Below are 25529 nucleotides of genomic sequence, written 5' to 3'. Positions count from 1 at the left end.
GGGGGCAGGACGCCCGTCATAAAAAAGGCCACCCGGGGTGGCCAATAAGACTGACAATGTCGAGGGCGCCTGCGGGCGCCTTTTTTATTACTTGCTATTTACCTGCGAGGGCACGCGGGAACAGCACGTTATTTTCGAGACTGATGTGCTCCATCAGGTCATCAATCAGTTCGTTGATGCCGTTGTACATCGCTTTCCAGGTGGTGCAGGCTTCCGCCGGCGGCGTCACGTTCTGCGTGATGTGCTTAATCACCTCCAGCAGCTCGCCTGCTTCATCATGCTCGCTTTCCATCACGCTGATAGGGCCGCCGGCCTGCGTTCCCATGCCCTGTTTGATCATCGGGAACAGAATCTGCTCCTCTTTCATCATATGGCTGGAAAGCTCCTGGTGCAGCATGGTCAGATACTTGGTTAAGCCTTTCGGAACGTTGGGCTTGTCGGCGTGAACGCGCTCGACTTTAGTGGCCTGTAAAATCAGCTCCGGCAGCTGCTCGCGATGCCTGTCGTGATAGCGAACGATAATGTGATCGATAATTTCCGCATAGGGCGCAACCCGCCAGTCGCGCTCTACCGGCTCTTCCGCCAGTTTTGCCAGCTCGGCTTCAATCACCGCGACGTCCAGCTCTTTGCGAGATGCCGCGCGATCCAGCGTCTGTTTGCCGCCGCAGCAGTAGTCCATATCGTACTTACGGAACAGCGCGGAGGCGCGCGGAATCGTCAGCGCCAGCTCGCCTAAAGGTTGGTCACGGAAAGCCATAGCAGTTACCTCGTCATCAAGAATATAAGTTGTATTTTAAATGCATCTTATGTTCCAGGGAATACCCCTTTAGGGTACCAGGCTATTTTTTCTCGCTGACCAGTTTCTGCAGCACGGGTTTTTCCGGACGAGCACGCACGGCAGACACCACGCCGAGCACCAGCAGCAGAATACCGCTTAGGGTCAGAAGCGGGGGCAGACTCTGGCGCAGAATAAAGGTATACAGCAGTCCGGCAAGGGTTTCGAAGACGATCAGCGGCCCGAGGATCACCGTTGGCAGACGCTGGCTGGCAACGTTCCAGCACCACGCCCCAACCCATGAACAGAAGATAGCGATCGCCAGCATCAGGGTGACGAACACCGTCGGGCGCGGGCCGAAGGGGAGCGGGAAGTCCGGGTGCTGTCCATGCAGCCACCCGCAGGCGATAAGGTATCCGACCAGCGATACCGGCAGGGTCACCAGCGCCTGCGCGGTAGCCCACATCATCGGCGGTTTATCCGGGTTTTCCCGCAGCCAACGGGCGTTGCGCAGCGCGTACCAGGCCCAGCACACCACCGAGATCAACGCCAGCAAGATACCGGAGCCGTAGCGCCACGGGCTGAAATCGGGTAAGCCCTGATGCAGTTCAGCGATATTGACGCATGCCAGGCCGAAGGCAATACAGACCAGCGCCGGGAACAGTCGCCGCCACGGCAGCTTTCCATCGCGCTGGCTATAGAGCAGGTTGGCGAAAACCGGCAGCACGACCGGCAGAGTGCCGATAATCATGGTCGACACCGGCGCGCCGGTACGCTGAATCGCGCTGGCCAGGCAGACGTAATAGATTAAGTTGCCCATCAGGGTCAGTCCCAGCGCCGTCCACCAGTCTTTCCTGGCGAGCTGGCGCAGCCGTGCGCGGCCCAGCCAGGCCAGCGGCAGGGCGATCAGCCCCAGCGCCAGATAGCGCCCCATCGACTGTAAAACAGCCGGGTATTCCGGCACCAGTAAAGGGCCCACGAATATCAATCCCCACATCAGCCCTGCCAGCAGGGCGTACAGCACACCACTAATCATCATGCTTTCCATTACTCTTTTTGTTGGCGACAGTGTAGGAGAGGCTTTAGCGGGAATATTGTATGAGGTTGCGCATTAGCGCGGGAGAACCTGCTTTTGATAACGTACCGGGGTAATGCCGTAACGGCGGGTAAACGCGCGGGTCAGGTGCGACTGGTCGGTCAGTCCGGCGGCGAGAGCGACGTCGGCAGCGGGCATACCGTGGGTGAGAAACGCTTTGGCGCGCCACAGGCGAATGGCCATTAACATCTGGTGCGGCGTAACGTGGAAGTGCGCTTTGAACTGGCGCTGGAAATGGTACGGGCTCAGCGCCGCCACCTGCGCCAGCTCATCGAGGGTCACCGTACGCATATAGTTATCATGCAGATAGTCTCGTACCCGCTCGAAGCGGTGGCGAGCTTCGGGCAGCGCAGCGGCGTGGTGAGCGAATGGCCGGAAGGTATCGATTAAATCCAGCAGCAGACCCTGCTGCGCGAGCGGATCGTCAGTATGCCACAGGCCGTAGATGAGATTGCCGATTTGCCGGGAGCGAAGCGGGTCCTGACGCACCACTTCGCTGAACCACCAGTGGCGCACGCCGGTCACCTTTTCCAGCGTATCCGGGTCGAGATAAATCATCCGATAGCGCCAGCCGTCGGCAGTCTCCGCCTCGCCGGTATGCAGTTCATCGGGATTCATGGTGACGATAGAGTTAACCGAAGCTACATGCTGGCTGCCGCGATAGCGAAAACGCTCGGCGCCGAGCTCTATCGCGCCGATACCAAAGGCTTCATGGGTGTGCGGTTCAAAGGCGTAGCGGGAGATGTGGGCATGATACAGCTCAACGCCGGGCAGCTGCGCCAGATGGCGAAAGCGCGCGCTGTCTCTTTCATCATTAAACTGTTCCGGTACGCCTTGCATGCGATAACTCCCGACGGACATCCGTACATTATTGAGGATGGCCCGCCGGGATGCTACAAAAATTAACCACTATGTAACAGTTACAGAATGCCTTTGACGCTCTCTGCCAGCGTCGTGGTTGGGCGACCGATGAGCTTACTCAGGGTGCGGCTATCGTCGAACAGCCCGCCTTTGGAGGCGCCGGTATCAGAATTCGCCAGCATATCAGCCAGGCCTGCGGGCAGGCCGACGCCCTTCAGCGCGGCGGCGAAGTCGGCTTCGCTGAGGTTTTGATACACCACGTTTTTACCGCTTTGTTTGCTCAGCTCAGCGGCGAGTTCGCTCAAAGTCCACGCCTCATCGCCCGCCAGTTCATACACTTTTCCGGCGTGGCCCTCTTCGGCGATAACGCGAGCGGCAGCGGCGGCGTAATCCGCGCGGGTAGCAGAGGCGATTTTGCCGTTACCGGCAGCGCCGATAAACACGCCGTGCTCAATCGCCGGCGGCGCGCTGGCGAGATAGTTTTCGGTGTACCAGCCGTTGCGCAGCAGGGCATATGCAATGCCGGAGTCGGCGAGCATCTGCTCGGTGGCGATATGTTCATCCGCCAGCCCCAACGGGGAGGTATCGGCGTGCAGCAGGCTGGTATAGGCGATAAATTTCACGCCGGCAGCTTTCGCTGCATTAATCACGTTGCGGTGCTGGACGGCGCGCTGGCCGACCTCGCTGGAAGAGATCAGCAACAGTTTGTCCACGCCCTGGAGGGCGGCGGTCAGGGCCGCTTCATCGCTGTAGTCGGCCTGACGAACCCCTATGCCCCTTTGGCTCAGCGATTCGGCTTTTGCCGGGTTGCGCACGATAGCCACAACCTGGCCCGCGGGGACGGTTTTTAACAGGTTTTCCAGGACGTGTTGGCCAAGCTGGCCGGTTGCGCCGGTAATTGCGATCATGGGTCTTCTCCTTCGTGTTCATTGGCAGTTATGGTAAGCTAACACCTTAACTAACTTTTAGTAAGTACGTACAAAAAGGTAAGTATGAATATGGCGAATCTGACGCTGAGCGAGCAGCTACGTAACGGCAACCTGTTTGCCGAACAGTGCCCCTCGCGGGAAGTGCTCAAACACGTGACCAGCCGCTGGGGCGTACTGATTTTGGTGTCCCTGCGCGATGGCACCCATCGGTTTAGCGATCTGCGGCGTAAGATCGGCGGCGTCAGCGAAAAGATGCTGGCCCAGTCGCTCCAGGCGCTGGAACAGGACGGCTTTCTTAACCGCATGTCGTATCCGGTGGTGCCGCCGCACGTTGAATATAGTCTGACTCCGCTCGGTGAGCAGGTGAGCGAGAAGGTGGCGGCGCTGGCGGACTGGATTGAACTGAACCTGCCCGCGGTTCTGGCGAACCACGAACAGGTAGCCTGAGGTTGATGTCAGTGTAGCCCCGGTAAGCGCAGCACAACCGGGGAACCGGCAATTATTTACTCAAATCCAGCTGATAAATAGCAAAGCCGATATCGTCGGTAGCCACCTGGCGCATCGGGTATTGCGCTTTCTCTTTGATAAATGCCGCGGCCTTGTCGCCCGGTGAGGTTTCAAAGCGAATATCCAGCGGTACTGTGCTGTGGATCGGCGCCAGGCGCCAGTTGTTATCCGCCGCCGGATGGATCTCGCCGTTTTTCTTCGACTCCGCGCCAATCCACGCCGCCAGCACCGAGCGGTTTTCATCCGGTGAGGCGAACGCGATATGATCCTCGCCGGTGCCCTGGAATTTACCGCCGTAAGCGCGATAGTTGTTGGTCGCGACGAGGAAAGTGGCGTTCGGATCGATTGGCTTGCCGTTAAAGGTCAGATGCTTAATTCGCTCGGCCTGCGGATTCACGCTGTTGCATTCGCCGTCGTAGCGCGCCGGCTGGGTGATATCGATCTGGTAGTTCACGCCGTCAATCACGTCGAAGTTGTAGGTGCGGAAGCCGTCCCAGTTAATCAGCGACTGCGGCTTGCTGCTGGCGGGATCAATTTGATTGAACTGTCCGGCGGAGCACTCCAGCCACTCTTTAACCTCTTTACCGCTGACTTTCATCACCACCAGGGTGTTGGGATACAGGTAGAGGTCGGCGGCGTTGCGGAAGGTGAGCTGCCCTTTTTCCACTTCAACAAAGCTGGCCGGGTCATTTTTACGTCCGCCGACTTTAAACGGCGCGGCGGCGGAGAGTACCGGCAGCTTCGCCAGATCCGGGTCGCCCTGAATGTAGTGCTCAACGTAGGCCTTCTGGGCCATATTGACCACCTGTACGGTTGGGTCGTCCTGCACCAGCGCCAGGTAGCTGTACATATTATCCGAGGATTTACCAATCGGTTTGCCGACAAACTCGCGGGTGGCGTCATGGTCGGCTTTTAATACCGCCACCATGTTGCTGTCTTCTGCCGCCAGCGATTTCTTCGCCACCGAGTCGTAGATCGGCCGCGCTTCGGCTTTCGCTGCGCTGACCTGCCATTTGCCGCTGTCGTTGTTCAGGACCAGATCGACCACCCCAAGGTGATCGCCCCACATGCCCGGCATCACTGCCGGTACGCCGTTCAGCGTACCTTTCGCGATATCCGCGCCTTTGATACCGGCAAAATCTTTGCTCGGGAAGACGGCGTGAGCGTGGCCGAACATAATGGCATCGACCCCAGGCACCTGGCTTAAATAGTAAACGGAGTTCTCCGCCATGGCCTGATACGGGTCGGCGGAGAGGCCGGAGTGGGCAATGACCACCACCACGTCCGCGCCTTTTTCGCGCATTTCCGGGACAAACTTGCGTGCGGTTGCGGTAATGTCGTTAACGGTCACCTTACCGCTAAGATTGGCTTTATCCCAGGTCATTATCTGCGGTGGTACGAAGCCGATATAGCCAATGCGCAGCGTCTGCGTTTTGCCGTCGCTATCCTTCACCTGGGTATCCTGAATCAGATAAGGCGTAAACATCGGTTTGCCGGTTTTGACGTCGATAATATTGGCGTTCACGTAGGGGAACTTCGCCCCTGCCAGCGCTTTATGCAGGAAGTCGAGCCCGTAGTTAAACTCGTGGTTGCCGAGGTTGCCCACGACATAATTCAGGGTATTCATCGCCTTGTAGACCGGGTGAACATCGCCCTCTTTCAGACCCTTTGCGGCCATATAGTCACCCAGCGGGCTGCCCTGAATAACATCGCCGTTATCGACCAGTACGCTATTGCTGACTTCCTGACGCGCTTTCTCAATCAAGGTTGCGGTACGCACCAGGCCAAATTTTTCCGTGGCGGCATCTTTGTAATAGTCAAAGTCCATCATATTACTGTGCAGATCGGTGGTTTCCATGATCCGCAAATCGACCGTTGCCGCATTTACGCTGGCGGCGATCAGCGTGGCCAGTAGCGTTGCGCTAAACTTAATCATCAGTGGCGTCCTTTTTATATGAGCAGTGGCACAGAAGAAAATGTATTTACATTCTGTTGCTTACAGAAATGTGAATCATGCCAGAAAAGCGGTGAAGGAAACCGCCATCGTTATCACAGATAGCGGAACTCACAATGATGCGATATAAATAAAACAACGAGTTAACGCCACTGTAACCAGACGAGGTGGAGAATGTTAGAACAAGTATGTCAGCTTGCACGGAATGCGGGCGATGCCATCATGGAAGTTTACGATGGAAAACAGCCGATGGACGTTACCAGCAAGAAGGACGATTCTCCGGTCACGGCCGCGGATATTGCGGCGCACAAGGTGATTATCAGCGGCCTGCTGGCCCTGACGCCCGATATTCCGGTTCTGTCGGAAGAGGATCCGCCGGCCTGGGAGGTACGTCAGCACTGGCAGCGCTACTGGCTGGTGGACCCGCTGGACGGCACCAAAGAGTTTATCAAGCGCAACGGCGAGTTTACCGTCAATATCGCCTTGATTGAAAACGGTAAACCGACCCTGGGCGTGGTCTACGCGCCGGTGATGAAGGTGATGTACAGTGCGGAAAAGGGTAAAGCATGGAAAGAGGAGTGCGGCGTTCGCAAACAGATTCAGGTCCGCGATGCGCGTCCGCCGCTGGTGGTGATTAGCCGTTCACACGGCAATGACCCGGAGCTGCAGGAGTATCTTGAGCAGCTTGGTGAACACCAGACTACCTCAATTGGTTCGTCGCTGAAGTTCTGTCTGGTCGCTGAAGGGCAGGCCCAGCTTTACCCACGCTTCGGGCCGACAAGTACCTGGGACACCGCGGCCGGTCATGCGGTCGCCAGCGCCGCCGGGGCGCACGTTCACGACTGGCAGGGGCGTACTCTTGATTACACGCCGCGTGAATCGTTCCTCAACCCCGGCTTCCGGGTCTCTATTTATTAAGCAACTTGTGCAGCAGGCCCACTACCTGCTGCACCTCCTGCTGGCTGAGCGCGCCGTCTTTAGCCCACTGCACGCGACCCTCTTTGTCCAGCACCACGATGGCTGAACTCTCTTCTTCGAGCTGCCACGCTTTGCGCACCGCGCCGTTGCTGTCGACGATGAACTGTGACCAGGGGTAGAGCTGCTTATTGTTCTCGATACTGCTGCGGACAAACATTCCCGAGCCTGGGATAGCGTCATCGGTATTGACGATAGTCGTCGTTTGGTAGCGATTGTGCGGCAGCTTCGCGCTTTTAATGGCTTCAATTAAGGTCGCGTTTTTTTCTTTTGCCGACGAGCGACCGGCAATGTGCATCACAACGCGCACTTTTCCCGCCAGCTGCGCGCTATTCCAGCTTTTATAGCTAAATTTATCGTTATCCAGCACCAGTTCTCCCCGATCCGCTACGCCGACCGGCGCAACGCGCTGACCGTCGACAAAGTTATGCGCCGAGGCCAACAGTGGGAACAGGAGACATGAAACGGCCAGTAATCTACGTAGGGTCATGGTGTTTCCTTTTATTATCTTTGCAGGTGATCCGACCACTTGGTCTGCTTTAATCATAAGTGCGATTTATCGGCATTACCCGCAATGATGGTGCCAGTTTGCGTGTTGACGCACAATTCCGTCTAAAATCGGCGACTTATACTACCTTCATCGGATGCCTGAAACGAAAACTCTGAATTATTGTCATCATAAGGTAAATAAACTTATACAAACTGGGTATCACTCAGATTCTGGACTATAGTTTCAGGGCATTAAAATTTGCGATTCCGGTACGTGGGCTAACTGTGGCACCACAGGAGCGTAACCCTGGCAGGAGACAACAATGAAAATTTTCCAACGCTACAACCCGCTACAAGTAGCGAAGTACGTGAAGATCCTGTTCCGTGGACGTTTGTATATCAAGGACGTTGGCGCTTTTGAGTTTGATAAGGGCAAAATCCTTATCCCGAAGGTTAAGGACAAGCTGCATTTGTCAGTGATGTCCGAAGTCAACCGCCAGGTCAGCCGTCTACAAACAGAGATGGCATAACCTGAAAAGTGGTATGACTACACGGTAAAAAGGCGGCTCCCCCAGGGAGCCGTTGATGTTTCTGGACCCGGCATCAGCCCCAGATTGGTCGGCATACGCAGACTTAAGTGTATATCGATGGGCAATGCGTAATCTGACGAGATTGCGATCTTTATTGGCCGGGCAAGACGTTAGCCGCCGCCCGGCAACAGGGGGGGGGAAGAATAGTGTTCGCGAGAAAGCGTTACGCTGACTCTTTATCACTGTTCGCCGCGTCCGGCAGCTTGGGCACCAGCACCGTCGGCTTATTGTCGATGCGGGTCACCAGCAGCTGATCGATGCGGTAGTTGTCGATATCCACCACCTCGAATTTATAGCCGGAGAACTTCACCGCGTCGGTCCGCTTGGGAATTTTACGCAGCATAAACATCATAAAGCCGCCAATGGTCTCGTAATTTCCGGACTGTGGGAAATCATCGATATCCAGCACCCGCATCACGTCGTCGATCGGCGTGCCGCCGTCAATCAGCCAGGAGTTCTCATCGCGTGCGACGATCTGCTCTTCCAGCCCCTGGCCGACCAGATCGCCCATCAGGGTGGTCATCACGTCGTTAAGGGTGATAATCCCGACGACCAGCGCATACTCGTTCATGATCACGGCGAAGTCTTCACCGGCGGTTTTAAAGCTTTCCAGCGCTTCAGACAGCGTCAGGGTATCCGGGACAATCAGCGTATTGCGAATCTGCACGCCGCCGGTCAGCACCAGGCTTTGGTTCGCCAGCACGCGGTTCAGCAGGTCTTTGGAGTCAACGTAGCCGATGATGTGGTCGATATCTTCGTTACACACCAGGAACTTGGAGTGCGGATGCTCTGCAACCTTATTCTTCAGGCTCTGTTCATCTTCATGGAGATCGAACCAGATGACGTTTTCACGCGAAGTCATGGACGAAGGCACGGTGCGCGACTCCAGCTCAAACACGTTCTCAATCAGCTCATGCTCCTGCTTACGCAGCACCCCGGCCAGCGCGCCGGCTTCCACTACGGCGTAAATATCATCGGAGGTAATGTCGTCTTTACGCACCATCGGAATTTTGAACAGGCGGAAGATGTTGTTGGCCATGCCGTTGAACAACCACACCAGCGGGCGGAAGAGAAACAGGCAGAAGCGCATCGGGTTGATGATGCGTAAAGCGACGGCTTCAGGCGCAATCATACCGATGCGTTTCGGGGTCAGGTCAGCAAACAGAATGAACAGGCTGGTGACCAGGGTAAAGGAGATAATAAAGCTCAGCTGCTCGGAGAGCTCGGGGGACATATAGCGACTAAAGAGGCCGTGAAACGCCGGCGAAAATGCAGCATCGCCAACGATACCGCCGAGAATCGCTACCGCGTTGAGGCCGATTTGCACCACGGTAAAGAACATACCGGGGTTTTCCTGCATCTTCAGCACGCGTTGAGCGTTGACGTTGCCGTCATCGGCCAGCAGCTTGAGTTTGATTTTACGTGATGCGGCCAGCGAGATTTCCGATATCGAAAAGAACGCACTGACGGCTATCAGACAAAGTATTACTAAAATACTGTTTAACATATCTTATCTGACCGTTGAGATCAGATCCTCGGAAGGGAAGTGGATAACGCTAAGTGGAATTCACAAAAAGCCGGTCCGAAGGCTCTGGACCGGCGATAACACGGCGTAGTATAGCGTAAGGTACTGTAAAGCCGCCAGAGCGTAAATTATTCAATCCGGCAGCCTGCTATTACGGGTCAACGGCATCAGGGCTGCGGCGGTAAACAAACCCCAATCCCGCCGATACCGCAGTATCCGTAGGGGTTTTTATGCAGATACTGCTGATGATCGTCTTCCGCATAATAGAACGGCTTTGCCGTGGCGATCTCGGTGGTGATAGCGCGCGGGTCGTTGGCTTCCTTCATTGCCGCCTGGAAACGCGCGAGGCTGGCTTTCGCGGCTTCGCTCTGTTCCGGCGTCAGCGGATAAATAGCGGAACGATACTGCGTGCCGCGGTCGTTACCCTGCTGCATGCCCTGCGCCGGGTCGTGATTTTCCCAGAAGACCTGAAGCAGCTGCTCATAGCTGATAACCTGCGGATCGTAGACCACGCGCACGGCCTCAGCATGGCCCGTCTCGCCGCTGCAAACTTCACGATAGGTGGGGTTTGGCGTGTAGCCGCCGGTGTAACCTGCGGCGGTGCTATAAACGCCGGGCAGTTGCCAGAACAGGCGTTCGACGCCCCAGAAACAGCCCATGGCGAACAGAGCGACTTCCATTCCGGCGGGGACGTTGGTCATCGAATGGCCATTGACGGCGTGGAGCGTAGCCACCGGCATCGGCGTATTGCGTCCCGGCAGCGCGTCCGCTTGGGCGACAAGATGCGTTTTATCAAATAGACTCACGGTGGGCCTCTCTAACTGAAAATGTGGTTAAGGTTGTAACCAAGCGTGACTTTTAACACAATAACCACGCTTAATACGTCTAGATTTAAACATAAGAATTATTTGGGTTAACGTCTATTTTTCAACCCTTAGTTGTTAGGGTTTTGTTAAGCCGTGGAGCGGCACTTTCGTTTCCTTCGGGGGGAAACAAGGATATTCAGGAGAAAACGTGCTACAAATCCGCCAGTTATGTATCACCAGCCTTTTGCTGGTCAGCGGGGTCGCCAGCGCAGCGAACGTGCGTTTGCAGGTTGAGGGGTTATCCGGGGAACTGGAAAAAAACGTCCGCGCCCAACTCTCTACGATCCAGAGCGATGAAGTTACGCCGGACCGGCGCTTTCGCGCGCGCGTGGATGATGCTATCCGCGAAGGTCTGAAAGCGCTCGGCTACTATGAGCCCACCATCGATTTTGATTTACGTCCGCCGCCGGCGAAGGGGCGCCAGGTACTGATCGCCAAAGTCACGCCTGGCGAACCGGTGCGCATTGGTGGTACGGAAGTCATTTTACGCGGCGGAGCCCGAACCGATCGCGACTATCTGGATTTGTTAAACACGCGACCGGCCATCGGTACCATCCTCAATCACGGTGATTATGATAGCTTTAAAAGCTCTCTGACCCGGGTCGCGCTGCGTAAGGGCTACTTCGATAGCGAGTTTAATAAAAGCCAGCTTGGGGTTTCTCTTGACCGTCATCAGGCCTTCTGGGATATCGACTACAACAGCGGCGAGCGCTACCGCTTTGGCCCGGTGACCTTTGAGGGCTCGCAAATTCGCGACGAATATCTGCAAAATCTGGTGCCGTTTAAGCAGGGCGACTATTACACCTCGCAGGATCTCGCCGAACTCAACCGCCGCCTGGCGGCGACCGGCTGGTTCAGTTCCGTCGTCGTGGCGCCGCAGTTTGAGAAGTCCCGCCAGACGAAAGTGTTGCCTTTGCAGGGCGTGGTTTCTCCGCGCAAAGAGAATACTGTTGAGACCGGGGTCGGCTACTCAACCGACGTCGGGCCGCGCGTCAAAGGGACCTGGAGAAAGCCGTGGATGAACTCCTACGGCCACAGCCTGACCTCCAGCCTCAGCCTGTCCGCTCCTGAACAGCAGCTTGATTTCAGCTACAAGGTACCGCTGCTAAAAAGCCCGCTTGAACAGTACTACCTGATGCAGGGCGGCTTTAAGCGTACCGATCTCAATGATACCCAGGCGGATTCTACCACCCTGGCCGTGTCGCGCTATTGGGAGATGTCGAGCGGCTGGCAGCGCGCGCTGAACCTGCGCTGGAGTCTCGACCACTTTACCCAGGCCAACGTCACCAATACCACGATGCTGATCTATCCCGGCGTGTCGGTGAACCGGACCCGTTCTCGCGGCGGCCTGATGCCGACCTGGGGCGATTCACAGCGCTATTCGGTGGACTACTCCAACACCATGTGGGGCTCGGATATTAACTTTATCGTGATGCAGGCGCAGGACGTCTGGATCCGCACCCTTTATGACCGCCACCGCTTCGTGGTACGCGGCAACCTTGGCTGGATTGAGGCCGATAACTTCAGCAAAGTCCCGCCGGATCTGCGTTTCTTCGCCGGTGGCGACCGCAGCATTCGCGGTTATAAATACAAATCTATCTCGCCAAAAGATGATGACGGCAAGCTGATGGGGGCTTCGAAGCTGGCCACCGGCTCGCTGGAGTATCAGTACAACGTGAGCGGCAAATGGTGGGGCGCGGTGTTCGTCGATAGCGGCGAAGCGGTGAGCGATATCCGCGAAAGCAACTTTAAAACCGGCGCTGGCCTCGGCGTACGCTGGCAGTCCCCGGTCGGTCCAATCAAGCTGGATATCGCCAGACCGATCGGTGACAAAGAAGAACACGGTTTACAGTTTTATATCGGCCTGGGGCCTGAATTATGAGTTTATGGAAGAAGATAAGCCTCGGCGTACTGATTTTTCTGGTGCTGCTGCTGGGGACGGTAGGATTCCTGGTGGGGACGACGACTGGCCTGCATCTGGTTATCAAAGCCGCCGATCGCTGGGTCCCTGGGCTGGAAATTGGCAAAGCCACCGGCGGCTGGCGCGATCTGACGCTGGAGAACGTGCGCTTTGAGCAGCCGGGCGTGGCGGTCACCGCCGGGCAGTTCCACCTTGGCGTTAAGCTACGCTGCCTGTGGGACAGTAGCCTGTGCGTCAACGATATTTCTCTGCGCGATATCTATGTGGCGATCGATACCAGCAAAATGCCGCCAGCGGCGCCGGTTGAAGAAGAAGATAGCGGACCGCTGAATCTCTCCACGCCTTACCCCATCACCCTGAGCCGGGTGGCGCTGCATAACGTCAACGTGAAAATTGACGATACGGCCGTTTCGCTGCGCGATTTTTCCACGGGGCTTAACTGGCAAGAGAAAAACCTGACCCTGACGCCAACCTCGCTGCAGGGGCTGCTTATCGCGCTGCCGAAGGTGGCGAAAGTGGCCCAGGAGCAGGTCGTTGAGCCGAAAATTGACAATCCGCAGCCAGAAGAAAAGCCGCTCGGCGAGACGATGAAAGACCTGTTCTCGAAGCCGGTGCTGCCGGAAATGACCGATGTCCATCTGCCGTTGAATCTCAATATTCAGGAGTTTCGCGGCGAGCAGCTGCGTCTGACCGGCGATACCGATATGACCATCTACTCACTGCTACTCAAAGTCAGCAGCATTGATGGGCAGATGAAGCTGGACGCGCTGGACGTGGATTCTGACCAGGGCAAAGTGACGGCTTCCGGTAATGCACAACTGCAGGATAACTGGCCGGTCGATATCACCCTCAACGGTACGCTGAATATTGACCCGCTCAAGGGCGAGAAAGTGCAGCTCAAAGTGGGCGGCGAAGTGCGTAAAAAGCTCACGCTCGGCGTGGATCTGAACGGCCCTGTCGCCATGACGCTGCGCGCCGAAACGCAGCTGGCGGAGGCCGGCCTGCCGCTGGATATGGAGGTGAAAAGCAAGCAGCTTTACTGGCCATTTACCGGCGAGAAAGCGTATCAGGCTGACGACCTACTGCTGAAATTTAACGGCAAGATGACCGACTACACGCTGGCCTTCAGCACCGCGGTGAAAGGGCAGTCGCTGCCGCCAGCGAAAATTAGCCTGAACGCGAAGGGCAACGAGCAGCAGGTGAATCTCGACAAGCTCACCGTCGCCGCCCTCGAAGGAAAAACCGAGTTGAAAGCGCTGCTCGACTGGCAGCAGGCGATCAGCTGGCGCGGCGAACTGACGCTTAACGGTATCAACACCGCTAAAGAGGTACCGGACTGGCCGTCGAAGCTCAACGGACTGATTAAGACCCAGGGCAGCCTGTACGGCGGCAGCTGGCAGATGTCGGTACCGGAGCTGAAAATCACCGGTAACGTGAAGCAAAACAAAGTCGACGTGAGCGGTTCGCTGCAGGGCAACAGCTATATGCAGTGGAAAATCCCCGGCCTGCATCTGGCTCTGGGCCCCAACAGCGCCGACGTGAAAGGCGAGCTGGGAGTTAAAGATCTTAACCTCGACGCCACCATTGACACGCCGCATCTCGATAACGCCCTGCCGGGCCTGGGCGGGATGGCGAAGGGATTAGTAAAAGTTCGCGGCACCGTCGATGCGCCGCAGCTGCTGGCGGATATCACCGCCCGGGCGCTGCGCTGGCAGGAGCTATCGGTGGCTCAGGTGAACGTGAAGGGCGATGTGAAATCCACCGACCAGATTGGCGGTCATCTTGACGTACGCGTGGACCGCATTAGCCAGCCGGGCGTGAATATCAGCCTGGTGCAGCTCAATGCGAAGGGCAACGAGAAACAGCACGACCTGCAGCTGCGGGTGCAGGGCGATCCGGTTTCCGGACAGCTGTCGCTGGCAGGCAGTTTTGACCGCAAAGAGGAGCGCTGGAAAGGCACGCTGAGCAATACCCGCTTCCAGACGCCGGTAGGGCCGGTGGCGCTGACGCGCAACATCGCGCTGGATTACCGTAACCTCGAGCAGAAAATCAGCATTGGACCGCACTGCTGGACTAACCCGAATGCCGAACTGTGCGTACCGCAGACCATTGACGCCGGCGCGAGCGGGCGCGCGGTAGTGAATCTCAACCGTTTCGACCTGGCGATGCTGAAGCCGTTTATGCCGGAAGAGACGCAGGCCAGCGGCGTGTTTAGCGGCAATGCCGACGTGAGCTGGGACACCACCAAAGAGGGGCTACCGCAGGGCAAGGTCACCCTGAGCGGACGTAACGTGAAGGTGACCCAGACGGTCAACGACGCGCCGCTGCCGGTGGCGTTCGATACCCTGAATCTTACGGCCGATCTGCACAACAATCGCGCCCAGCTGGGCTGGCTGATTCGCCTGACCAACAATGGTCAACTGGATGGGCAGGTGCAGGTCACCGATCCGCAGGGCCGACGTAATCTGGGCGGGAACGTGAATATCAGCAACTTCTCGCTGGCGATGATCAACCCTATCTTCTCGCGCGGTGAAAAGGCGGAAGGGCGGCTCAATGCGCGTCTGACGCTGGGCGGCAACGTACAGAGCCCGCAGCTGTACGGCCAGATGCAGCTGAATGGCGTGGATATTGACGGCAACTTTATGCCGTTCGATATGCAGCCGAGCCAGCTGGCGATGAATTTCACCGGTACCCGCTCGACCCTACAAGGGACGGTGAATACCAGCCAGGGCCATATTGCGCTCAGCGGTAACGCCGACTGGACGCAGATTGACAACTGGCGCGCGCAGATTGCCGCGAAGGGCAGCCGGGTGCGGATAACCGTGCCGCCGATGGTGCGCCTGGATGTTTCGCCAGATGTCGTCTTTACCGCCACGCCAAGCCTGTTTAACCTGGATGGTAGCGTTGACGTGCCCTGGGCAAGAATCGTCGTCAATGAAGTGCCGGAAAGCGCCGTTGGGGTCTCTTCTGACGAAGTCATGCTGGATAAAAATCTGCAGCCGATTAAGCAGCAGAGCGCCGGTATTCCGATTAACAGCAACCTGACGATTCATGTAGGCAACAACGTTCGCCTCGACGCCTTTGGTCTGAAAGCGCGTCTGACCGGCGATTTGAAAGTGGCTCAGGATAAACAGGGGCTGGGCCTCAACGGGCAGATTAATATCCCGGAAGGCCGCTTCCATGCCTACGGCCAGGATCTGATCGTGCGTAAAGGCGAACTGCTGTTCTCCGGACCGCCGGATCAGCCGCTGCTGAACATCGAAGCCATTCGTAATCCGGATGCCACGGAAGACGACGTGATCGCCGGCGTTCGCGTGACCGGTTCGGCCGATCAGCCGAAAGCGGAAATTTTCTCCGATCCGGCCATGTCGCAGCAGGAAGCGCTCTCTTACCTGCTGCGCGGGCAGGGTTTGGGCAGCGGACAGAGCGATAGTGCGGCAATGACCTCCATGCTTATTGGTATGGGGGTTGCACAAAGTGGTCAGGTTGTGGGTAAAATCGGCGAGACGTTTGGCGTAAGTAATCTGGCGCTGGATACCGAAGGGGTGGGCGACTCCTCCCAGGTGGTGGTCAGCGGCTACGTGCTGCCGGGTCTGCAGGTAAAATATGGGGTAGGGATCTTTGACTCCCTGGCGACGTTGACGTTACGTTATCGCCTGATGCCTAAGCTATATATGGAAGCCGTGTCTGGCGTAGACCAGGCTCTCGATTTGCTCTATCAGTTTGAGTTTTAGCAATGCGAATATTTGTTTACGGCAGTTTACGACGCAAACAAGGCAACAGCCACTGGATGACCAACGCTCAGTGGCTGGGCGATCATAGTGTCAATGATTATCAACTGTACAGCCTGGGCCACTATCCAGGCGCGGTGCCCGGCGATGGCACGGTACATGGTGAGGTCTATCGTATTGACGCATCGACGCTGGCTGAATTGGATGCGCTGCGTACTAAAGGCGGCGAGTATGCTCGTCACCTGATCCAGACGCCCTACGGTAGCGCCTGGATGTATGTCTATCAGCGCCCCGTTGAGGGCTTCACGCTGATAGAAAGCGGCAACTGGTTGGACAAAGACCAGTATTAATAACGATAACGCCACCTTCGGGTGGCGTTGTTTTTTATGGGGGGATGTTGTCGGCCCGCTAAGGCATCAGCCGCCGCTCAGCAATAGAGCAACGCCCAAAAAAAACACCGCCGGAGGCGGTGTTTTTGCGAACCTGAGTGCGGCAGAATTACTTCTTAGCGCGCTCGAAGGAAGCCACGATTTCGGCTTTCGCCGCTTCAGCGTTGTCCCAGCCGTCAACTTTAACCCATTTGCCTGCTTCGAGGTCTTTATAGTGCTCGAAGAAGTGGGTGATCTGCGCTTTCAGCAGTTCCGGCAGGTCGTTCACATCTTTGATGTGATCGTATTCTTTGCTCAGCTTGGTGTGCGGTACCGCAACCAGTTTCGCATCTTCACCGGATTCGTCGGTCATTTTCAGTACGCCAACCGGACGGCAGCGGATAACGGAACCCGGCTGCAGCGGGTACGGCGTCGGGACCAGAACGTCAACCGGGTCGCCGTCCAGGGACAGGGTGTGGTTGATGTAGCCGTAGTTGCACGGATAGAACATCGCCGTGGACATGAAACGGTCAACGAACAGTGCACCGCTCTCTTTGTCGACTTCGTATTTGATAGGATCTGCGTTCGCCGGGATCTCGATCACGACGTAGATGTCTTCCGGCAGATCTTTGCCCGCAGGTACGTTGAGTAAGCTCATGTCTGTTTCCTTTAAAATGTATGGCAAACAAGTGCCCGGTATTATAGCCAACTCACATCGAATGTCTTCGCTTCTTTTTCCCCAGAACGGGTGGGTGGAGTCCGAATTTTTCGGCGTAATACAGCCTGAAAATCCATAAACATAGCCGCATACTGAATAAAATTATGTAACCGTTTTCATTGCATATGCTTGATATCTCAAAGCGCGCAAAATTTCGTCATAAACGGCGAAGCTCGCGCGGGTCGCGAAGCCTCACCGGCTCTCCGCTGAAGAGTAACGCACCGATTAACATCTAATTAACTTTTTTGAAGTGTGATGTAACGCATTCAGTTACATCTCCGATTGTCTATAGTTTGTCCGCTGGTGAGGCTTTATCCAACAATAACCCTACGAGGATCCTCTTATGTGGAAGCGCTTACTTCTTGTCACCGCAGTTTCCGCAGCTATGTCGTCTATGGCCATGGCTGCCCCTCTGACCGTGGGTTTTTCACAGGTCGGCTCTGAATCTGGCTGGCGTGCGGCAGAAACCAACGTCGCGAAGGAGGAAGCCGCGAAGCGCGGTATCACTCTGAAGATTGCCGATGCGCAGCAAAAACAGGAAAACCAGATTAAAGCCGTCCGCTCTTTTATCGCTCAGGGCGTCGATGCCATCTTCATCGCTCCGGTGGTGGCGACCGGCTGGGAACCGGTACTGAAAGAAGCGAAAGAGGCCAAAATCCCGGTATTCCTGCTCGACCGCTCCATTGATGTTAAAGATAAAGACCTCTACATGACCACCGTGACCGCCAACAACGTGCTGGAAGGCCAGCTGATCGGCGAGTGGCTGGTGAAAACCGTCGATGGCAAACCGTGTAACGTTGTTGAGCTGCAGGGGACCGTAGGCGCCAGCGTGGCGATTGACCGTAAGAAAGGCTTCGCCGAAGCCATTTCTAAAGCCTCTAATATCAAAATTATCCGTTCCCAGTCCGGCGACTTTACCCGCAGTAAGGGCAAAGAAGTGATGGAAAGCTTTATCAAAGCGGAGAACAACGGCAGGAACATCTGCATGGTTTACGCCCATAACGACGACATGGTGATTGGCGCTATTCAGGCGATTAAAGAAGCCGGGCTGAAGCCGGGCAAAGATATCCTAACCGGCTCTATCGACGGCGTGCCGGATATCTATAAAGCGATGATGGCCGGTGAAGCTAACGCCAGCGTCGAGCTGACGCCGAATATGGCCGGCCCGGCGTTCGATGCGCTGGAGAAATACAAAAAAGACGGCACCCTGCCTGAAAAAGTCACCATCACTCAATCGACGCTCTACCTGCCGGATACGGCGAAAGAAGAGTTAGAGAAGAAGAAAAATATGGGCTACTGAGTCGTAGCTAAAAACAGGCCACGTTCCCGGTGGCGCTACGCTGACCGGGCTACAGTTTTACCGCCGTCTGCGGAGCGGGTAGCCCGGACAGGCGCGCAGCGCCGCCTCCGGGATTTCCCCGGTCGCTATAGCACGGCTGATTTCCCTCTCCTCCCCTCGGGGAGAGGGCAAAGGTGAGGGGGGAGCATGAACGGCGAATCGCATCAGGAAATCCTTCGTACGGAAGGGCTCAGCAAGTTTTTCCCCGGCGTGAAAGCGCTGGATAACGTTAATTTCAGCCTGCGCCGGGGCGAAATCATGGCTCTGCTAGGCGAAAACGGCGCGGGTAAATCTACTCTGATTAAAGCGCTGACCGGCGTCTATCACGCCGACCGCGGGACAATCTGGCTGGAAGGCCAGGCGATTTCGCCGAAAAACACCGCCCATGCTCAACAGCTGGGGATTGGTACCGTCTATCAGGAAGTGAACCTGCTGCCTAACATGTCGGTGGCGGACAATCTGTTTATCGGCCGTGAGCCCCGGCGTTTTGGCCTGCTGCGGCGTAAAGAGATGGAAAAGCGCGCCACCGCGCTGATGGCATCCTACGGTTTTTCCCTTGATGTACGCGAGCCGCTGAACCGCTTTTCAGTGGCGATGCAGCAGATTGTCGCCATCTGCCGGGCGATCGATCTGTCAGCAAAAGTGTTAATTCTTGATGAACCGACCGCCAGCCTGGATACCCAGGAGGTGGAGATGCTCTTCACCTTGATGCGCCAGCTGCGCGATAGCGGGGTCAGCCTGATTTTCGTCACCCATTTCCTCGACCAGGTTTACGCCGTCAGCGATCGTATCACCGTGCTGCGCAACGGCGGTTTTGTCGGCTGCCGGGAAACCCGCGAGCTGCCGCAAATTGAGCTGGTGAAGATGATGCTGGGCCGAGAGCTGGAGCATAACGCCTTGCAGCGCGCGGGCCGCACCCTGCTCAGCGATAAGCCAGTGGCCGCCTTCGAAGATTTTGGCAAAAAAGGCACCATTGCACCGTTTAGTCTGCAGGTCCGTCCCGGTGAAATCGTCGGCCTGGCGGGTCTGTTAGGCTCGGGGCGCACGGAAACGGCGGAGGTTATCTTCGGCATTAAACCCGCCGACAGCGGCAAAGCGTGGATCAAAGGCAAGCCGCAAACCCTGCGCTCGCCGCATCAGGCATCCTGCCTCGGGATCGGCTTCTGCCCGGAGGACCGCAAAACCGACGGCATTATCGCCGCCGCCTCGGTGCGGGAAAATATTGTTCTCGCGCTACAGGCGCAGCGCGGCTGGCTGCGGCCGATTGGGCGGCGCGAACAAAATGAGATTGCCGAACGTTTTATTCGTCAGCTGGGTATTCGTACCCCCAGCGCCGAACAGCCGATCGAATTTCTCTCCGGCGGTAATCAGCAAAAGGTACTGCTCTCCCGCTGGCTGCTGACGAAACCGCAGTTCCTGATCCTCGATGAACCCACCCGCGGTATTGACGTGGGTGCCCACGCCGAGATCATCCGCCTGATCGAAACCCTGTGCGCCGATGGTCTGGCGCTGCTGGTTATTTCTTCAGAGCTGGAAGAGCTGGTGGGTTACGCCGATCGGGTGATTATCATGCGCGATCGCCAGCAGGTGGCGGAGCTGGCTCTGAGCGAGCTCTCCGTGCCGGCGATCATGAACGCTATTGCGGCATAAGGAGTAACCGATGATGCCTCAATCTGTTCCGAAAACCGGCCAGCCGAAACGGCGCGTTAACTGGCCCAAAGGGATGCCGCAGATCGTTGCGCTGCTGCTGGTGCTGGTGGTTGACAGCCTGGTCGCCCCGCATTTCTACCAGATCGTGCTCCAGGAGGGGCGACTGTTCGGCAGCCCGATTGATATTTTGAACCGCGCCGCGCCGGTGGCGCTGCTGGCGATCGGCATGACGCTGGTTATCGCCACCGGCGGGATTGACCTCTCGGTCGGGGCGGTGATGGCGATTGCCGGCGCAACGGCGGCGTCGATGACCGTGGCGGGACACAGCCTGCCGGTTGTGCTGCTGGCTTCGCTGGGAGCCGGCGCGCTGGCGGGCCTGTGGAACGGTATCCTTGTGGCGGTGCTGAAGATCCAGCCGTTTGTCGCCACGCTGATCCTGATGGTCGCCGGACGCGGCGTGGCGCAGCTGATCACCTCCGGGCAGATCGTCACCTTTGACTCCCCGCCGCTGGCCTGGTTGGGCAGCGGATCGCTGCTGCTGTTCCCGACGCCGGTGATAATCGCCATCGTTACGCTGGTGCTGTTCTGGCTGTTTACCCGCAAAACCGCGCTGGGGATGTTTATCGAAGCGGTGGGGATTAACATTCGTGCGGCGAAAAACGCTGGGGTAAATACCCGCATCGTCGTGATGCTGGCCTACGTGCTGAGCGGAGTATGCGCGGCCATCGCCGGCATTATCGTCGCGGCGGATATTCGCGGCGCGGATGCCAATAACGCCGGGCTATGGCTGGAGCTGGATGCCATTCTGGCGGTCGTTATCGGCGGCGGCTCGCTGATGGGCGGGCGCTTTAATCTGCTGCTCTCGGTTGTCGGGGCACTGATTATCCAGGGCATGAATACCGGGATCCTGCTGTCCGGTTTCCCGCCGGAGCTTAATCAGGTAGTCAAAGCGGTGGTGGTGCTGTGCGTACTGATCGTCCAGTCGCCGCGCTTTATCAGCATACTGAAGGGGATGCGTGGCCATGATAAAACGTAATTTACCGTTAATGATTACCCTCGCGGTCTTCGTACTGGGATACCTTTACTGCCTGACGCAGTTTCCCGGCTTTGCCTCGACGCGGGTGATCTGCAATATCCTGACCGACAATGCTTTTCTCGGGATCATCGCCGTCGGCATGACGTTCGTGATCCTCTCCGGCGGGATCGATCTGTCGGTGGGGTCGGTGATCGCCTTCACCGGGGTATTCCTCGCCAAAGCGATCGGTTTCTGGGGGATCTCGCCGCTGGTGGCATTTCCGCTAGTGCTGGTGATGGGCTGCGCTTTTGGCGCCTTTATGGGGCTGCTCATCGATGCGTTGAAGATCCCGGCGTTTATCATCACCCTTGCCGGGATGTTTTTTCTGCGCGGCGTCAGCTATCTGGTTTCGGAGGAGTCGATTCCCATCAATCATCCGGTGTATGACGCGCTTTCCGGACTGGCATGGACCATCCCCGGCGGCGGTCGTCTGAGCGCCATGGGGCTGTTGATGCTGCTGGTGGTGATCGGTGGCATTTTTATGGCCCACCGCACCCGCTTTGGCAATCAGGTTTACGCCATTGGCGGCAACGCGACGTCGGCCAACCTGATGGGGATCTCCACGCGGAGTACGACGATTCGCATCTATATGCTCTCTACCGGTCTGGCGACGCTGGCGGGGATCGTCTTCTCTATTTATACCCAGGCGGGTTATGCGCTGGCAGGGGTTGGCGTCGAGCTGGACGCCATTGCTTCGGTGGTGATCGGCGGCACGCTGTTAAGCGGTGGCGTGGGCACGGTTCTCGGCACCCTGTTTGGCGTCGCCATTCAGGGGCTGATTCAAACCTATATCAACTTCGACGGTACGCTTAGTTCATGGTGGACCAAGATCGCCATCGGTATTCTGCTGTTCATCTTTATCGCGCTGCAGCGCGGCCTGACGGTGCTGTGGGAGAATCGGCAGAGTTCGCCGGTGACAAGGGTAAATGTGCGTGCGACTGCTGAGTAGTATTCTGGTTTTTCGCTCAACTTATGTACGTACTCGCCACGTTCATCCATGATAGGTGCCTGATACAACAGGCACCCTGGAAAGGGATATTTTGAGCAAAGGAACGCTATTAATGGATATGGTTGAAGGTGAAGGATTATCAGGCAAGTGCGCCAGCTGTGGGCAAAAGGTATTGCCTCCGGCGCGTTATTGTAAAACCTGTAAGGATAAAAAATATACCGGTATCGGCGGCTGGCTTTATCTGCCGGCTTTAACCCTGACGCTCAGCTCGCTTTTACAGATCGTCGGGATATGTAATACGGTGACGGTTTTTCTGGATGTTGAAGAGGAGTTTAGAGCGTTTGCGCTGTTTGAAGCGGCTGGGGCACTATTTCTTTGGTTATTGGTAGTTTATACGACGATGTTGTTTTTCAGGAAGAAACGTCAGTTGCCAAATTATTATACTGTCTGGGTTCTGTTCACCACGATTCTCTACGCCATCGACTGCTGGATTGCTGCGCATTTTTATGGTTTAGGGCTGGAGGTTGAAGATATAAAAATTTTGGCCTCATGCGCGCTGCAGATAATCATCTGGATACCTTATTTCCGCCTGTCGAAACGCGTCAAACTCACCTTCGTGAACTAAAGCAAATAGACGCCGGAATTATCCGGCGTCTGAATATTACGCGTCCGGGAACTCTTTAATAAAGTTCTCGACGTCTTCGACCATATGGTTATTGCCGACGAAGAAAGAGCGGCGCTGGTGCAGGCTTTCCGGGATAATATCCAGAATGCGCTCTTTACCGTCGCTGGCCTTGCCGCCCGCCTGTTCAGCGAGGAACGCCATCGGGTTGCACTCGTACAGCAGACGCAGTTTACCGTCCGGGTGGCTGGCGGTGCTCGGGTAGAGGTAGATACCGCCTTTGAGCAGGTTGCGGTGGAAATCCGCTACCAGCGAGCCGATATAGCGCGAGGTATACGGGCGCTGGGTCTCTTTATCTTCTTCCTGGCAGTACTTGATGTACTTCTTCACGCCCATCGGGAACTTGATGTAGTTACCTTCGTTAATCGAGTAGGTATTCCCCTTTTCCGGGAAGCGCATGCGTTCCTGGCACAGGCAGAACACGCCAAGGGACGGGTCGTAGGTAAAGGCGTGGACGCCGCAGCCGGTGGTATAAACCAGCATCGTCGAGGAACCGTAAACCACATAGCCGGCGGCGACCTGGCGGTTACCCGGCTGCAGGAAGTCTTCTTCGGTGACGGGAGTACCCACCGGCGTGACGCGGCGATAGATAGAGAAAATCGTCCCGACGGAGACGTTAACGTCGATGTTAGAGGAGCCATCCAGAGGGTCCATCAGCACCACGTATTTGGCGTGTTCACAGCCTTCAAAGACGACGATTTCATCTTCTTCTTCAGAGGCGATCCCGGCAACAATATCGCGTGCTCGCAGTGCGGCTTTCAGCTTTTCATTGGCAAACAGGTCGAGTTTTTGCTGCACCTCGCCCTGAACGTTTTCAGCACCGCTGGCACCCAGGATATCGACCAGACCGGCCTTGTTGATATCGCGGTGGATGATCTTGGCGCCTAACTTTATCGCCGACAACAAAGCAGTCAGCTCGCCCGTTGCGTGAGAGAACTCGTGCTGCTTTTCGACAATAAATTCACCTAACGTTTTCATAACCCGTTCCCTGCATGTTTATGTGAAGTAAAACGAACAAAACAATCTTAACAAAGAATAAAAAAAGTTCGCACAGGTGAATCGCGCCAGCAAAATACGGATTCCCCTGAAATGCATTTCTTTCAGCCCCAACATCCCGGTAAACTGTGCTTCAGATAAGAGAAGGAAATGACGAATGCGCATTCATATTTTAGGAATCTGTGGCACGTTTATGGGGGGGCTGGCGATGCTGGCGCGTTCCCTCGGTCATGAGGTAACGGGGTCGGATGCAAACGTCTATCCGCCAATGAGTACCCTGCTGGAAACCCAGGGAATTGAGTTAATTCAAGGATATGATGCCAGCCAGCTGGATCCTCAGCCGGATCTGGTGATCATCGGTAACGCGATGACGCGCGGCAACCCGTGCGTGGAAGCGGTGCTGGAAAATAACATCCCGTATATGTCCGGGCCGCAGTGGCTGCACGACTTTGTCCTGCGCGATCGCTGGGTGCTGGCGGTTGCCGGGACGCATGGTAAAACCACCACTGCCGGAATGGCGACCTGGATCCTTGAAGCCTGCGGCTACAAGCCGGGCTTTGTCATCGGCGGCGTACCGGGCAACTTTGAGGTGTCCGCGCGCCTTGGCGACAGCCCGTTCTTCGTGATTGAAGCCGATGAATACGACTGCGCTTTCTTCGATAAGCGCTCTAAGTTCGTTCACTACTGCCCGCGTACGTTAATTCTCAATAACCTTGAGTTCGACCATGCGGACATTTTTGACGACCTGAAGGCCATCCAGAAACAGTTCCATCATCTGGTGCGCATTGTGCCGGGCAAGGGCAAAATCATTCTGCCTGAGAACGACATCAACCTGAAACAGACGATGGCGATGGGCTGCTGGAGCGAGCAGGAACTGGTCGGCGAACAGGGCCACTGGCAGGCGAAAAAGCTGACCACCGATGCTTCCTCATGGGAAGTGTGGCTGGACGGCGAGAAAGTGGGCGAGGTGAAGTGGGCGCTGGTCGGCGAACATAATATGCATAACGGCCTGATGGCCATTGCCGCCGCCCGTCATGTCGGCGTGCTGCCTGCCGATGCGGCCAATGCGCTGGGTAGCTTTATCAACGCCCGCCGCCGTCTGGAACTACGCGGCGAAGCCAACGGCGTCACCGTATACGACGATTTTGCCCACCACCCGACGGCGATTCTGGCGACTCTGCAGGCGCTACGCGGCAAAGTTGGCGGTACCGCGCGAATTCTTGCCGTGCTTGAACCCCGTTCCAACACCATGAAAATGGGCATTTGCAAAGATGACCTGGCGCCGTCTCTCGGTCGTGCCGACGAGGTCTTTCTGCTGCAGCCGCAGCATATTCCGTGGCAGGTAGCTGAAGTAGCTGACGCCTGCGTACAGCCCGCGCACTGGAGCGCCGATGTCGATACGCTGGTGGATATGATTGTGAAGACCGCGCATCCTGGCGACCACATTCTGGTCATGAGCAACGGTGGTTTTGGCGGCATTCATCAGAAGCTGCTCGATAAGCTGGCGAAAAAAGCCGAGGCGGCCGAATAGGC

22 protein-coding genes are annotated in these 25529 nt (G+C 56.6%); 12 read left to right on the top strand and 10 right to left on the bottom strand.

Going from position 1 to position 25529, the window contains the following annotated elements; all coding sequences use genetic code 11:
- Window positions 1-94: 94 nt before the first annotated feature.
- The 4 genes from ytfE to KO1_RS15470 form a co-directional block, all read right to left on the bottom strand.
- Window positions 95-757, bottom strand: a complete 663-nt coding sequence (gene ytfE, locus KO1_RS15485; protein ID WP_004109062.1) for an iron-sulfur cluster repair protein YtfE — start codon at window positions 755-757, stop codon at window positions 95-97.
- A gap of 82 nt (window positions 758-839) precedes the next feature.
- The gene (locus KO1_RS15480) at window positions 840-1811 is read right to left on the bottom strand and encodes a DMT family transporter (RefSeq protein WP_024273623.1); all 972 of its coding nucleotides are present in this window, start codon (window positions 1809-1811) and stop codon (window positions 840-842) included.
- Between the two features lie 75 nt (window positions 1812-1886).
- Window positions 1887-2711 (bottom strand): AraC family transcriptional regulator, encoded by an 825-nt coding sequence (locus KO1_RS15475; RefSeq protein ID WP_004109060.1) that lies wholly within the window; start codon window positions 2709-2711, stop codon window positions 1887-1889.
- Window positions 2712-2791: 80 nt separating this feature from the next.
- Entirely contained in the window at window positions 2792-3640 is an 849-nt protein-coding gene (locus KO1_RS15470; protein ID WP_032728788.1) for an SDR family oxidoreductase, read from the bottom strand.
- A gap of 90 nt (window positions 3641-3730) precedes the next feature.
- On the opposite strand from KO1_RS15470, the gene KO1_RS15465 reads away from it, so the two are divergent.
- The gene (locus tag KO1_RS15465) at window positions 3731-4108 is read left to right on the top strand and encodes a winged helix-turn-helix transcriptional regulator (RefSeq protein WP_139531628.1); all 378 of its coding nucleotides are present in this window, start codon (window positions 3731-3733) and stop codon (window positions 4106-4108) included.
- A 52-nt stretch (window positions 4109-4160) separates the two neighbouring features.
- Here the strand turns inward: KO1_RS15465 and KO1_RS15460 are convergent, their stop codons facing one another.
- Window positions 4161-6104: a bifunctional 2',3'-cyclic-nucleotide 2'-phosphodiesterase/3'-nucleotidase gene (locus KO1_RS15460; RefSeq protein WP_017145076.1), complete on the bottom strand. Its 1944-nt coding sequence runs from the start codon at window positions 6102-6104 to the stop codon at window positions 4161-4163.
- A 192-nt stretch (window positions 6105-6296) separates the two neighbouring features.
- Between KO1_RS15460 and cysQ the strand changes: the two genes are divergently transcribed.
- Entirely contained in the window at window positions 6297-7040 is a 744-nt protein-coding gene (gene cysQ, locus KO1_RS15455; protein ID WP_004109048.1) for a 3'(2'),5'-bisphosphate nucleotidase CysQ, read from the top strand.
- Here cysQ and KO1_RS15450 read toward each other — a convergent pair.
- Window positions 7030-7587 carry a YtfJ family protein gene (locus KO1_RS15450; RefSeq protein ID WP_004109045.1) on the bottom strand — a complete coding sequence of 186 codons (558 nt, stop codon included), beginning with the start codon at window positions 7585-7587 and terminating at the stop codon, window positions 7030-7032. The genes cysQ and KO1_RS15450 overlap by 11 nt on opposite strands.
- A 322-nt stretch (window positions 7588-7909) precedes the next feature.
- Between KO1_RS15450 and KO1_RS15445 the strand changes: the two genes are divergently transcribed.
- Window positions 7910-8116, top strand: a complete 207-nt coding sequence (locus tag KO1_RS15445) for a DUF1107 domain-containing protein (protein ID WP_004098023.1) — start codon at window positions 7910-7912, stop codon at window positions 8114-8116.
- Window positions 8117-8339: 223 nt separating this feature from the next.
- Here the strand turns inward: KO1_RS15445 and paeA are convergent, their stop codons facing one another.
- Window positions 8340-9683 carry a polyamine export protein PaeA gene (gene paeA, locus KO1_RS15440; protein ID WP_004109043.1) on the bottom strand — a complete coding sequence of 448 codons (1344 nt, stop codon included), beginning with the start codon at window positions 9681-9683 and terminating at the stop codon, window positions 8340-8342.
- Window positions 9684-9868: 185 nt separating this feature from the next.
- The gene (msrA, locus tag KO1_RS15435; RefSeq protein WP_004109039.1) at window positions 9869-10507 is read right to left on the bottom strand and encodes a peptide-methionine (S)-S-oxide reductase MsrA; all 639 of its coding nucleotides are present in this window, start codon (window positions 10505-10507) and stop codon (window positions 9869-9871) included.
- Window positions 10508-10715: 208 nt separating this feature from the next.
- Here msrA and tamA point away from each other — a divergent pair, with 208 nt between their 5' ends.
- Genes tamA through KO1_RS15420 form a run of 3 tightly spaced genes read left to right on the top strand, consistent with a single transcriptional unit; the run spans window position 10716 to window position 16569 of the window.
- Window positions 10716-12449 (top strand): autotransporter assembly complex protein TamA, encoded by a 1734-nt coding sequence (gene tamA, locus KO1_RS15430; protein WP_004109036.1) that lies wholly within the window; start codon window positions 10716-10718, stop codon window positions 12447-12449.
- Window positions 12446-16222: an autotransporter assembly complex protein TamB gene (gene tamB, locus KO1_RS15425; RefSeq protein ID WP_064406997.1), complete on the top strand. Its 3777-nt coding sequence runs from the start codon at window positions 12446-12448 to the stop codon at window positions 16220-16222. The genes tamA and tamB overlap by 4 nt, the downstream gene beginning before the upstream one ends.
- Window positions 16223-16224: 2 nt before the next feature.
- Window positions 16225-16569, top strand: coding sequence for a gamma-glutamylcyclotransferase family protein (locus KO1_RS15420; RefSeq protein ID WP_004098039.1), 345 nt, complete (start codon window positions 16225-16227; stop codon window positions 16567-16569).
- Window positions 16570-16717: 148 nt separating this feature from the next.
- On the opposite strand, the gene ppa is transcribed toward KO1_RS15420, so the two are convergent.
- Window positions 16718-17245 carry an inorganic diphosphatase gene (ppa, locus tag KO1_RS15415; protein ID WP_004109025.1) on the bottom strand — a complete coding sequence of 176 codons (528 nt, stop codon included), beginning with the start codon at window positions 17243-17245 and terminating at the stop codon, window positions 16718-16720.
- Between the two features lie 403 nt (window positions 17246-17648).
- Between ppa and ytfQ the strand changes: the two genes are divergently transcribed.
- The 5 genes from ytfQ (at window position 17649) to KO1_RS15390 (ending at window position 22943) form a co-directional block, all read left to right on the top strand.
- Window positions 17649-18605 (top strand): galactofuranose ABC transporter, galactofuranose-binding protein YtfQ, encoded by a 957-nt coding sequence (ytfQ, locus tag KO1_RS15410; RefSeq protein ID WP_024273624.1) that lies wholly within the window; start codon window positions 17649-17651, stop codon window positions 18603-18605.
- 186 nt (window positions 18606-18791) lie between these two features.
- Window positions 18792-20294 (top strand): galactofuranose ABC transporter, ATP-binding protein YtfR, encoded by a 1503-nt coding sequence (gene ytfR, locus KO1_RS15405; protein WP_004109019.1) that lies wholly within the window; start codon window positions 18792-18794, stop codon window positions 20292-20294.
- 10 nt (window positions 20295-20304) lie between these two features.
- A complete protein-coding gene (gene ytfT, locus KO1_RS15400) occupies window positions 20305-21330 on the top strand; it encodes a galactofuranose ABC transporter, ATP-binding protein YtfT (RefSeq protein ID WP_017145075.1) in 1026 nt (341 codons plus the stop codon).
- On the top strand, window positions 21317-22318 hold the full coding sequence (gene yjfF, locus KO1_RS15395) for a galactofuranose ABC transporter, permease protein YjfF (RefSeq protein ID WP_004109013.1): 1002 nt from the start codon (window positions 21317-21319) through the stop codon (window positions 22316-22318). The genes ytfT and yjfF overlap by 14 nt, the downstream gene beginning before the upstream one ends.
- A gap of 112 nt (window positions 22319-22430) precedes the next feature.
- Window positions 22431-22943, top strand: coding sequence for a DUF2569 domain-containing protein (locus KO1_RS15390; RefSeq protein ID WP_024273625.1), 513 nt, complete (start codon window positions 22431-22433; stop codon window positions 22941-22943).
- 36 nt (window positions 22944-22979) lie between these two features.
- Here the strand turns inward: KO1_RS15390 and fbp are convergent, their stop codons facing one another.
- Complete coding sequence (gene fbp / locus KO1_RS15385; RefSeq protein WP_004109008.1) at window positions 22980-23978, bottom strand: class 1 fructose-bisphosphatase; 999 nt, start codon at window positions 23976-23978, stop codon at window positions 22980-22982.
- Between the two features lie 175 nt (window positions 23979-24153).
- Between fbp and mpl the strand changes: the two genes are divergently transcribed.
- A complete protein-coding gene (gene mpl / locus KO1_RS15380; protein WP_004109005.1) occupies window positions 24154-25527 on the top strand; it encodes a UDP-N-acetylmuramate:L-alanyl-gamma-D-glutamyl-meso-diaminopimelate ligase in 1374 nt (457 codons plus the stop codon).
- Window positions 25528-25529: the final 2 nt, after the last annotated feature.

The sequence above is a fragment of the Klebsiella oxytoca NBRC 105695 genome (assembly GCF_001598695.1).
GTDB classification, from domain to species: Bacteria; Pseudomonadota; Gammaproteobacteria; order Enterobacterales; family Enterobacteriaceae; genus Klebsiella; species Klebsiella oxytoca.
The sequence above is the reverse complement of the archived record's forward strand: the minus strand, read 5'-3'. Positions and strand labels throughout refer to the sequence as shown.